We start from the raw sequence: 10,000 nt of genomic DNA on the forward strand, positions 1-10,000 counted from the left end.
GTGACAGTGCCCTGTATACTGATAAAAACATCAATGCCCTCGGTCCGGAAACAAGGTGGATATCAAATGTCCCTGCCACAATAACAGAGATGACAGAGCTACTCAAATCTGATCTTCTCTTCACTGCGACCTCATATCCAAGGTATTCCAGCAGTAGCGTTGACTCACATTATGGTGGTGTTCCTCAAAAATGGGTTGTTGTCTCATCTGAAGAGATGAAAATCCGAGAATTGAAGACTTTTGAGAAAAACCTCCCTGTGAAGTTCAAAACCGCATTAAAAGGGTTAAAACAGATTTCTAATGTCCGAAATTTTCTTACAATGGACGATTAGAAACTGATAAAAATATTTAATCTTCAACCCTATTATCAGGATATATCGGTATCGGTTTTTCGTTCTGCGATCTGGTGAGAAGATCAATCGCCCACTCTGCAATTTCTTTTACATCATCATCCGGATGCTCTTTCAGATGGGAAATTTTTTCAATCACTAAAATATTTCTGCTATTGGCGAGTACATTGAGGATACCAATCAATTCCTGGGTACTCTCCGAATGTATGTGAGATAAAAGTTCATCAACCGGTGCAGGATTCAAACCCATCAAAGAATCAATTACGCTGTTGTAGACATCATCGTCCGGATGATTAAACAGAGGAATAACCGCAGAAACCCCCTTTGCCTGGTCAACCTGGGGAAGAATGTAAATTGCCGAACAAAGTAATTGAACTGAATCAGATGAAAGAAGAGGAAGTACCTGATCATAACATGAAGAACCAATCTCGGTCAGACTCCACTCAGCCTCATCCCTGATAGATTCATCAGGATCAGAAAGGCATTTTACTAAAACGGGAATCGCCTTCTTGTCACCAATCGATCCAAGAATCTCAATAATTTTCTGCTTTATGACGAGATTATCCGTCTCTATCTCTTTGCAGAGAATAGGAACTGCATTTTTTCCAACCTCTTCAATGGCGGATTTTGCAACATACACCAGATCTTCATTTGGATTATCAAGACAGGGGATGAGAAATGAAACGGCGTCCTTCTTGAAAAGAGCAAGCACTTCAGGTAATTCATATCTTACGATGTCTGAATCCAGATCATTCTGTTCAATTGCTTCAATAATATACGGAATACATTTCTTCCCCACTCTTTTCAGTCTTCTCCTGGCATCATCAGCCAGATCCATAAACGGTGAATGAAGATTTCGTATGGATTTCTTGATGATATATTCTTCTTCAGATTTCCAGGTGAATGATTCCAGGTGAATAAAGATTGGTTTCTTTTCCATGTCCCCTCTGTCTGAAAAAAGTATTACTGCAAAGAATTCAAAATGATCTTAAATGTGAGAAAATTTATGCTGATATGGGGATTTGAACCCCAGTCGCAGGAGTGAGAGTCCTGCATGATTGACCCCTACACTATATCAGCTGTGCCTCTAAATGTTATCATTAGTAATATATAAATAAACCGGTTTTTCCTGAAATGATCCCACAGATATAAGAGTACAAGAGGGGAACGTATTAGGATACATGGCTGGTATTGAGGATCAAATCAAGGAGATAGAGGACGAGATCCAGAATACCGTTTATAACAAGGCTACCTCAAAGCATATCGGGCGGCTCAAAGCAAAACTCGCCAAAATGAAAGAGGAAGCCGTAAACCGGGCGATGAAAGCCGGTGGCGGTGGGGAAGGCTATGCCGTTAAAAAATCCGGCGATGCAACGGTGGTTCTTGTCGGTTTTCCTTCTACTGGTAAATCCACGCTCCTGAATGTACTCACGGGTACTGAAAGTGAAACCGGAGCGTATGCATTCACCACCCTGACAGTGGTTCCCGGCGCTCTTGAACATAAAGGCGCAAAAATTCAGCTCCTTGATATCCCCGGACTTATTGCCGGTGCCGCGATGGGAAAAGGCCGGGGCAAGGAAGTCATTGCCGTTGTCAGAAATGCTGATATGATCGTCCTTCTTGTCGATGTGTTTAATGAAAAACACGTGGACGTCCTGTTCCGTGAATTATATGACGCAGGTATCAGGGTCAATGTTCCAAAGCCTGATATTACCATTAAAAAGACCTCACGGGGAGGGGTCAGATTAAACGCGGTTGGAACCTTGGATCTGGATATCGAAGAAGTCAGGTCCATCCTGACTGAGAACCGTATCGCAAGTGCAGATATTCTCATCAGAGGAAATGCTACCCAGGATGACCTGATTGATGCCATCATGGGGAGCAGAGTATACATCCCGGCGATCATCGCGGTCAATAAGGTTGACCTTATCGATGAAAAAGACCGGAAAAAGATCGAAGAAGATCTCACCAGGCGGTTTGGACAAAAACCAATCATGATATCTGCAGCAACCGGTTACCACATGGAAGAATTAAAGGATGCAATATATAATGCACTTGGATTTATCAGGATATTCTTAAAACCCCAGGCAGGACCAGCAGATATGGATGAACCACTCATCATGAGAACCGGTTCAAAAATTGAAGACGTCTGTCGGAAACTGCATCGTGACTTTGTTGATAAATTCAGATATGCACGGATATGGGGCACATCTGTCAAACATGAGGCACAAAGGGTAGGTATTGCCCATAAACTTGCAGATGAGGACATTCTGCAGATCATCATCGAACGATAATTATACCATTCAGACAGATAATACTAGAGAAATGTCACCATCAACGAAGACAAATAATCCTCCGACATCCGACCCTGATAGTACTGAGGGTCCGCTCACTTTTGAGAAAGTTTGGCTGATGTTTCAGGAAACAGATAAAAAGCTCAATAAACTGGAAAGATTGTTTACATCGCAGTGGGGAAAATTAATTGAATCCCTTGTGGATGGAGATATCATTCGTATCCTGAATCAGCGTGGAATAGCAGTTACGGATATCATAAAAAGGAGATCAGGGAAACGTGATGGTGTTGATTATGAATTTGACATTATTGCAATAAACGGCACTGATATTGTGATTGTCGAAGTAAAAACAACATTACGGCCTGAAGATGTCAGGGATTTCATAAAAAAACTGAAGATGGCAAAGATATGGATGCCGGAATATTCTGATAAAAGGGTATACGGGGCAGTTGCATTCCTGACAGAGGATACCGGAACAGCATCAATGGCAGAGAAGAAAGGTCTCTTTGTCATGAGGGCAACAGGCGATAGTGCAAGCATAATTAATTCAGATACATTCATCCCAAAACCCTGGTAATTTTTTTCTCCCTTATACTTCAGGAACTTATACAATCCCTTATCTCCTCGAGCGGTGCATCGGTCTTGATACCATACCCGGAATAATGCACCCGGCCTGCACGGTACCCCTTATCCCTGAGTCGGTTCAGCAGTACATCAATCGGCCCGGGTGACAGCCGGTAAAATTTCCCCAGTTTATGATAATCATAACTAAAGGAGATATCAGGCTCATCTCTGCACAAAGGTAACAGTTTTAAAAGTCCTGACGGATCACCGGCAACAAAGGTCTCAGCATCCTTAATCATCCCGGCAAGAATTTCGGGATCATGGGTTGATCCAGTCCAGAGTGGTCCGGTTGGAGTTAATGATGCTCCACAGAGCGGACAGGTATGAATCCCAGGGAAGAATTTCTGTTCTTCCATCCGGTACGGACATTTCGGACACTGATGAATGTATCCAAGCCGGGCAATACTCTTGTCAGCTGCTGATGCACTACTTTTCAGCTGGAGATGAAGCCTGACAAAATGTTCATGGGCATAGCAGAAGAGTGGAGTAATCCCTTTGTCATATACCGCTGCATGCCTGGCAACATTCCCAAGAAGTATCCGAAGACCTACTTCGGTATGGTATTCGGTATTGAGTGGCCGTGCCATATACCGCCGTATCCCTGCCTTCAGGTGGGCACCGCATAACGGTGCTGTATCAGTTGCAGTAACGCCAAGATACTTCCCTGAAGAACGAATGGCAGCATCAATAAACGGAGCAGGAGTGCCAAAGGGATCAAGGTCCACAAACCCGAACTTCTCATCTGACATCAGGCTGTTCGCATCACGGCAGGTAATCTCTGCCTCAATTCCAAGAGACTGAACATTATGCGTGATGAGATCAATCGCCAACTGATCCCGATCATTGAAGGTGACCGGAACTCCGGTTTCATAACCAACCCGGCAGCCCCTGATTCCGGAGGCGGACATCGCATCCAGGTATGAATGAGGACTTGTCTGCCGTACCACGAGAACTGTAGTGTCACGATTCAGTGCCATCCGGGAATTAAAAAATACGGGCGCTGTGCCAGGCGGAAAAGGAACGTCAGGATTCTGGCAGGGCACTGCAATCGTGGTCCTGCCTTCCGTGACCCAGGTGAGGTCCATTCCGCTAAAAATGGTGTTCGATAATCTTATACCTATCCCTGCTACATGTAATAAGGCAGGACGTGTGGCCTAGTCAGGATATGGCGTCAGCCTCCTAAGCTGAATGCCGGGGGTTCAAATCCCTCCACGTCCGTATCCTTTTTTGAAACAGGTGTGAAATGAACGGCGCAGCCTATCTCTCCATCATCCGGCCGGTCAATGCAGTTGTTGCCGGACTTGCAGGAATACTTGCATCAATTATCGCAACCAGTACTATTCCGGCAGAGTTTTTCTGGATTTTTTGTATTGTGCTTGCCATCACCGGGGCTGGGAATGTCATCAATGACTACTATGACCGGGAGATAGATGCGATAAACCAGCCTGACCGGCCCATCCCATCAGGGCAGATAATACCAGGGCACGCACTCATATATGCCATTCTTCTCTTTCTAATCGGAAATGGTATCGCCATTCTCTTCACCCCTCTGACGCTTGCCGGAATTACCATGGTAAATTCAGTTCTGTTATGGCTGTATGCATCATTTTTAAAAAAGACACCACTCTTTGGAAATATATCGGTATCGTACCTTGCAGCAAGCATCTTTCTGTTCGGTGGTGCAATACAAGGAATTCAAGGTATTATATCTGTTCTTCCCATTGCCGGTGCCACCTGTGGTGTCATGCTTGCACGTGAACTCATAAAAGATGCGGAAGACATGCCGGGGGATAAAGAACATGGAGCACGGACATTTCCCCTCCTCTATGGTATTCGTGCAACCATCTTCCTTGCTCTCATCAGTGCATTTGCCGGAGTAATCATGTCTCTGCTCCTCTACTCGAGGTGGGGGCCATTTTACCTTGGTGCAATCCTTCTTGTTGATGCAATCATCCTGTTTGGAGCAATACGGGGATTGAAGGCAACAAATTCAGAAGAGATGATAAAAGCAAAGAGTTCCAAGATATTAAAGGCAGGAATGTTTGCTTCACTCCTGGTGTTCCTTCTCTCTGCAGTTGTGCTGTAATCATTCAATATATTTTTTCAGCTCTTCGGGGATTTTATCCGGTTCAATACCAAGAATAGCCATCCTGAAAACCTGGTCCCAATCTGCAGAAGTCTCCACACACCCGTCAGAGGTATTCACCACTCCCATGGCAATGATGTCATACTGACCTGACATCTCAATTCCCTCTTTTACTTCAAGAAGACATCCTATCCCAATAATTGCACGGGGACGATACCGCTTTATCATCCGCTTGATGAAAGAAGAACCTGGAATAATAAACACCCGGTATCCTAACAGCTCTAACAGACGTTTACCCTCTCCTACCTTACAAAGACCACATTCACGACATTTCAGCCCTTCGTCATGCAGGTGAGCAGGACATGCATTGGATCGGAGACAATGAGGCATAAAGACAACCCGTTCAGTCACGGGGATAGACATGAATGCCTTTCGGTTCAGCGTATTCTGAAGTGTTACAATTATCCTGAAAAAATCACTGTCTTCAAAACCGAAGAGGCGGAACATACTCCGCATCATTCCTTCTAGAAAAAGAAGACCTGCCCGCATGAACTTTGGAAACAGAATATTTCCCGAGCGGATGGCATAGAGAGTGAGGATAAGCAAAATGCATCCAAGGACAAGGATGGATAAAACTACCAGTATAGTCAGCTCTCCGATAAGCGTGATTACCGGCATATATGGCTGAAGCATGGTCATCACCTGATTTTCTGCATATCCTTCCCCTTCTTTAACTGCTTTATGGTATCAATGTCACGAGGGAGTGAAAAAATCCCATACTCAGTAATAATTCCGGAGATAAGATCTACGGGTGTTGCATCGAATGCAGGATTCCAGACCGGGACGTTATCTGGTCCGGTCATACATCCACGGACTTTCCTGACCTCTTGTGGATCCCTCTCCTCAATGATGACGCTATCTTCACAGCTCTCCTCATCAAAAGTGGATAACGGGGCTGCAATATAAAAGGGGAGAGAGTGGGCATGTGCACAGACAGCATGCATATAGGTCCCTATTTTGTTAAATACTGCATCAGACACAATTCTGTCGGCCCCAACAACGACAACGTCGATTGCACCTTTCCGCATGAGAACGGCGGCCATGGAGTCGGTGATGAGAGTGACGTCAATCCCGTCTCTGAGCAGTTCCCAGGTGGTAAGGCGGGCTCCCTGAAGAAGTGGCCGCGTTTCACAGGCATATACCGAAATGTTCTTTCCTGCTTCATGAGCGGAACGGATTACGCCAAGAGCAGTCCCCCATTCGGCGCAGGCAAGAGCTCCTGCATTACAATGGGTCAGAATTCGTGCCCCTTCAGGAATGATCTCAAGCCCGGTTTTCCCAATGGCATGGCAGGTTCTCCTGTCAGCATCGATAACCTCCTGTGCCGCATCTACTGCCCTGCTTTTGGCCTCTTCTATCGTATGTGAGGACCTGATCGCAGTGAGAGCATGGTCAATGCCATAAAAGAGATTCACCGCAGTCGGCCGGGTTTTTCTGAGAAGATCTGCATCTGATTCGACCCGTACTAAAAATTCAGGGAGTGAATCTGCCTTCGTTATCAGGGCAGATAATGCAACGCCACATGCTCCTGCACACCCTAACGCCGGTGCGCCTCTGATCCCCAGACGTTTTATCGCTTCAGCAAGATCAGGAATTGTTCTGGCCGTTCTGACTTCAAAGGTGTCAGGAAGCAGGGTCTGTTCAATGTATTCAATTGAGGGAATGTGGGGGTGAAAAAGAATTGGACGAAGAGGCTCCATGATCATCCACGCATCAGACTCATTACGGCCTGCATTGCTGCTGCACCGCCTTCCATGACAGAATCAGGAATATCCATAGGCTCCTTGCAGGTCCCGGCAATAAATACTCCAGGTTTTAAGGTCTGTACCGGACCTGATTTTACATCTGCACTCTCAAAAAATCCTGATTCATCGCAGGTGATACCAAGACGCTCGGCAAGTGATGATGCATTGCCTGTCGGTCTGATTCCAACAGACAGAACTACGAGATCAGCATGTATCTTGAGAACCTCCTTTGTCTCTGAATTTTCAACCTGCACGATGATCGTTCCGTCCTGGGCATAGATATCTCCTGGCATCCCCCTGATAAACCAGACACCAAGCTGCTCTGCACGGGCATAATACTCCTCATATCCCTTGCCATATGCCCGGATATCCATATACAGGATCATAACACGGGTATCCGGATTCTTCTCCTTAATCAGCATGGCATTTTTTATCGCATACATGCAGCAGACTGCCGAACAGGAGGGGCATCCCAGTGGCAGGTCCCGTGAACCAACGCACTGGATAAAGACGATCTCCTGTGGCGGCAGACCATCTGATATCCGTTTTATCTTCCCCCCGGTCGGCCCGCTGGCATTAATAATACGTTCCAGTTCCAGGCTGGTGATGACATCAGGTATTGAAAGATATTTATAGGGAGTTTTCTTTCGTGCATCAAAGACATCATATCCGGTTGCGATAACGATAGTTCCGGCCCTGATGACAAACTCTTCCTCTACATCTTCATTATCCCTGAGAACGGCCTGTCTCCCACAGATATCATAGCAGAGACCGCAGTCAATACAATGTTCCTTGTCCCGCATCACGATATTCGGGACGACCTGTGGATGCGCTTTATATATTGCTTTCCTGACACCAATCCCGGCATCAAACCGGTTATAGACCTCAACCGGACACACTTCCACACAGTCCCCGCAGCCGGTACAGTCCGCTGCCCTGACATACCGGGGATGACGAAGGACGTGGACTGAGAAGTCACCCGCTTCCCCTTCTACTCCGATAACTTCTGAACAGGTATGAAGTGTTATATTGGGGTGCCTCTCAACTTCGACCATCTTGGGACTTAAAATGCACATGGAACAGTCATTTGTCGGGAACGTCTTATCCAGCATCGCCATATGACCTCCGATGGTCGGTTCACGTTCAATAAGAGCTACAGGTATACCATGGTTGGCAATATCCAGTGCAGCAGTAATTCCTGCTATGCCTCCTCCAATTACGACCGCGTTATTCATGGGCATGAATCCGTGCAAGTTTTATATATTCAGAAGCATTTGTTCGTATTCCTGCTATCTCTTCTTCTGAAAGTGTCCTGATCACCTTTCCAGGGAGACCCAGGACCAGAGATCCGGGAGGGATGACCTTTCCTTCAGTAATTACGGCACCGGCACCGATGATGGTATTGTCACCAACAACCGCACCATTTAATACAATCGCCCCCATTCCAACCAGGACAGTGCTCCCGATGGTACATCCATGAAGGATTGCACCATGGCCGACGGATACATCGTTGCCAATGGTAACCGGATGCCCTTTTGAAGTGTGGACCACACAATTATCCTGAATATTGGATCGATCTCCAATGGTAATCCGGTCCTTGTCTGCCCGGATGACAGCTCCGTACCAGACATTGACCTCCTGACCGGTTACCACATCGCCAATGACCGTGGAGTTAGGTGCAATAAAAGCAGCGTTTGGAATATTCTGATGAATCTGCATAAGACGTTCTCAGGTTTTTACCACATTGACCAACCCTCTGTTCGGGCAGGTTATCTCATACGTTTAGACTCCGATAGTATAATAGCATCAGTAATAATCAGCTATTTGTTTCACCCTTTTCCTCACCATGATTCCGGTACCGGGATACTTTGTCAGAAATACAGGTCGGACGGAGAACAGATGATATCAGATTTTATAAAATCACATGAAACAGTACATCTATGAAAATAATGGTGGGGGGCACGTTTGATCCTCTGCATGACGGACACCGGCTTCTCATCAGACGCGCTTTTGACCTGGCCACCCCGGAAGGAACGGTCATAATCGGCCTTACCAGTGATTCTTTTGCCAACCGGAAGAGTCATCCAATTCATTCCTATGCTGACCGTTACCGGGATCTGGTCTCATTTATCAGATCATTGGAACCTGAAACAACATGGGAGATAGAAGAACTGCATGATCAGTACGGTTCCACACTTGATGCAGACTTTGATGCTCTGGTTGTCAGTGAGGAGACTTTTCCAGTCGGGAAAAATATCAATCAGAAGAGGCGTGAACGGGGGAAGCCATGCGTTGAAATTCACATGATACGGTGTGTCCTTGCAGAGGATGGGCGATGGATATCAAGTACCCGTATCTGGCGGGGTGAGATTGATACACATGGGAGACTGATACAGCAACAGCCCCAAAAAGAAGAGAGTTCAGATGATATGCGAAGAGATGTCGGATGAAATAACCGCATCACAATAGGAACATACTGCTTTTTTCCCATGCATCTCAAACCTGCTCATAACCGGTTCATTCGTATTGGTAATGCAGCAGGGATTGGGACATCGTAATACCCCAATCAGAACCGGGGGGATAATAACACCTTTCTTTTCTATAACCCTGAAATTACAAATGATATTGATGGTGGCGTTCGGTGCAACAAGGGCTATCCGGTCAACTTCCTGTGCTTTGAGCTCCCTGTTCTCTATCTTTACCACATCTTTCTTCTCCTGTGCCTTGCTGCTGACATTGGTTGCAACACTGACACACTCCCGGGTACTTCCCACAATCCCAAGAATCCGGAGCACCGTGAGTGCCTCTCCGGCTTTTATATGATCGATAACTGTCCCATTC

Annotated in this window: 11 protein-coding genes, 2 tRNA genes and 1 pseudogene; 6 read left to right on the forward strand and 8 right to left on the reverse strand. The window is 46.1% G+C overall.

All coding sequences use genetic code 11. From position 1 onward, the window contains the following. A pseudogene (locus tag LDL35_RS04940) lies at positions 1-299 on the forward strand (IS1634 family transposase); the annotation flags it as partial. A 49-nt stretch (positions 300-348) separates the two neighbouring features. On the opposite strand, the gene LDL35_RS04945 reads toward LDL35_RS04940, so the two are convergent. Together LDL35_RS04945 and LDL35_RS04950 are read right to left on the reverse strand one after the other, a co-directional pair. After that, positions 349-1,290 carry a HEAT repeat domain-containing protein gene (locus LDL35_RS04945; RefSeq protein ID WP_304020085.1) on the reverse strand — a complete coding sequence of 314 codons (942 nt, stop codon included), beginning with the start codon at positions 1,288-1,290 and terminating at the stop codon, positions 349-351. Between the two features lie 67 nt (positions 1,291-1,357). Further along, positions 1,358-1,430: transfer RNA gene (locus tag LDL35_RS04950), tRNA-Glu, on the reverse strand. 101 nt (positions 1,431-1,531) lie between these two features. Between LDL35_RS04950 and LDL35_RS04955 the strand changes: the two genes are divergently transcribed. Together LDL35_RS04955 and LDL35_RS04960 are read left to right on the forward strand one after the other, a co-directional pair. Continuing rightward, positions 1,532-2,644: a GTP-binding protein gene (locus LDL35_RS04955; protein ID WP_304020087.1), complete on the forward strand. Its 1,113-nt coding sequence runs from the start codon at positions 1,532-1,534 to the stop codon at positions 2,642-2,644. Between the two features lie 118 nt (positions 2,645-2,762). Beyond that, positions 2,763-3,221, forward strand: a complete 459-nt coding sequence (locus tag LDL35_RS04960) for a hypothetical protein (protein ID WP_304020088.1) — start codon at positions 2,763-2,765, stop codon at positions 3,219-3,221. Positions 3,222-3,240: 19 nt separating this feature from the next. Here LDL35_RS04960 and LDL35_RS04965 read toward each other — a convergent pair whose 3' ends face one another. Further along, the gene (locus LDL35_RS04965) at positions 3,241-4,353 is read right to left on the reverse strand and encodes a tRNA (guanine(10)-N(2))-dimethyltransferase (protein WP_304020090.1); all 1,113 of its coding nucleotides are present in this window, start codon (positions 4,351-4,353) and stop codon (positions 3,241-3,243) included. Between the two features lie 58 nt (positions 4,354-4,411). Between LDL35_RS04965 and LDL35_RS04970 the strand changes: the two genes are divergently transcribed. Continuing rightward, positions 4,412-4,486 (forward strand) — tRNA-Arg (locus tag LDL35_RS04970). Between the two features lie 25 nt (positions 4,487-4,511). Further along, entirely contained in the window at positions 4,512-5,354 is an 843-nt protein-coding gene (locus tag LDL35_RS04975; RefSeq protein ID WP_304020091.1) for a geranylgeranylglycerol-phosphate geranylgeranyltransferase, read from the forward strand. On the opposite strand, the gene LDL35_RS04980 is transcribed toward LDL35_RS04975, so the two are convergent. The 4 genes from LDL35_RS04980 to LDL35_RS04995 are packed head-to-tail and all read right to left on the reverse strand — an operon-like array spanning position 5,355 to position 8,878. After that, a complete protein-coding gene (locus tag LDL35_RS04980) occupies positions 5,355-6,047 on the reverse strand; it encodes a DUF116 domain-containing protein (RefSeq protein WP_304020092.1) in 693 nt (230 codons plus the stop codon). A gap of 5 nt (positions 6,048-6,052) precedes the next feature. Beyond that, positions 6,053-7,114: an S-methyl-5-thioribose-1-phosphate isomerase gene (mtnA, locus tag LDL35_RS04985; RefSeq protein WP_369694883.1), complete on the reverse strand. Its 1,062-nt coding sequence runs from the start codon at positions 7,112-7,114 to the stop codon at positions 6,053-6,055. 2 nt (positions 7,115-7,116) lie between these two features. After that, the gene (locus tag LDL35_RS04990; RefSeq protein ID WP_304020095.1) at positions 7,117-8,394 is read right to left on the reverse strand and encodes a CoB--CoM heterodisulfide reductase iron-sulfur subunit A family protein; all 1,278 of its coding nucleotides are present in this window, start codon (positions 8,392-8,394) and stop codon (positions 7,117-7,119) included. Continuing rightward, a complete protein-coding gene (locus LDL35_RS04995) occupies positions 8,387-8,878 on the reverse strand; it encodes a gamma carbonic anhydrase family protein (protein ID WP_304020096.1) in 492 nt (163 codons plus the stop codon). Before LDL35_RS04995 ends, LDL35_RS04990 begins: the two co-directional genes overlap by 8 nt. A gap of 221 nt (positions 8,879-9,099) precedes the next feature. Here LDL35_RS04995 and LDL35_RS05000 point away from each other — a divergent pair, with 221 nt between their 5' ends. Then, positions 9,100-9,609: a phosphopantetheine adenylyltransferase gene (locus LDL35_RS05000; protein ID WP_304020098.1), complete on the forward strand. Its 510-nt coding sequence runs from the start codon at positions 9,100-9,102 to the stop codon at positions 9,607-9,609. Here the strand turns inward: LDL35_RS05000 and LDL35_RS05005 are convergent. Next, positions 9,580-10,000 (reverse strand): aspartate carbamoyltransferase regulatory subunit (locus tag LDL35_RS05005; protein WP_304020100.1); only part of this gene is annotated, 421 nt, incomplete at its 5' end. The two genes, LDL35_RS05000 and LDL35_RS05005, sit on opposite strands and share 30 nt — an antisense overlap.

This window comes from Methanospirillum hungatei (assembly GCF_020216685.1).
GTDB classification, from domain to species: Archaea; Halobacteriota; Methanomicrobia; order Methanomicrobiales; family Methanospirillaceae; genus Methanospirillum; species Methanospirillum hungatei_B.

Coding starts and splice junctions, on each gene's coding strand:
- mtnA (WP_369694883.1), bottom strand. CDS start 7,114: ATGGAGCCTCTTCGTCCAATTCTTTTTCACCCCCACATTCCCTCAATT.
- LDL35_RS05000 (WP_304020098.1), top strand. CDS start 9,100: ATGAAAATAATGGTGGGGGGCACGTTTGATCCTCTGCATGACGGACAC.
- LDL35_RS04960 (WP_304020088.1), top strand. CDS start 2,763: ATGTTTCAGGAAACAGATAAAAAGCTCAATAAACTGGAAAGATTGTTT.
- LDL35_RS04955 (WP_304020087.1), top strand. CDS start 1,532: ATGGCTGGTATTGAGGATCAAATCAAGGAGATAGAGGACGAGATCCAG.
- LDL35_RS04965 (WP_304020090.1), bottom strand. CDS start 4,353: ATGGACCTCACCTGGGTCACGGAAGGCAGGACCACGATTGCAGTGCCC.
- LDL35_RS04980 (WP_304020092.1), bottom strand. CDS start 6,047: ATGCTTCAGCCATATATGCCGGTAATCACGCTTATCGGAGAGCTGACT.
- LDL35_RS04990 (WP_304020095.1), bottom strand. CDS start 8,394: ATGAATAACGCGGTCGTAATTGGAGGAGGCATAGCAGGAATTACTGCT.
- LDL35_RS04945 (WP_304020085.1), bottom strand. CDS start 1,290: ATGGAAAAGAAACCAATCTTTATTCACCTGGAATCATTCACCTGGAAA.
- LDL35_RS04995 (WP_304020096.1), bottom strand. CDS start 8,878: ATGCAGATTCATCAGAATATTCCAAACGCTGCTTTTATTGCACCTAAC.
- LDL35_RS04975 (WP_304020091.1), top strand. CDS start 4,512: ATGAACGGCGCAGCCTATCTCTCCATCATCCGGCCGGTCAATGCAGTT.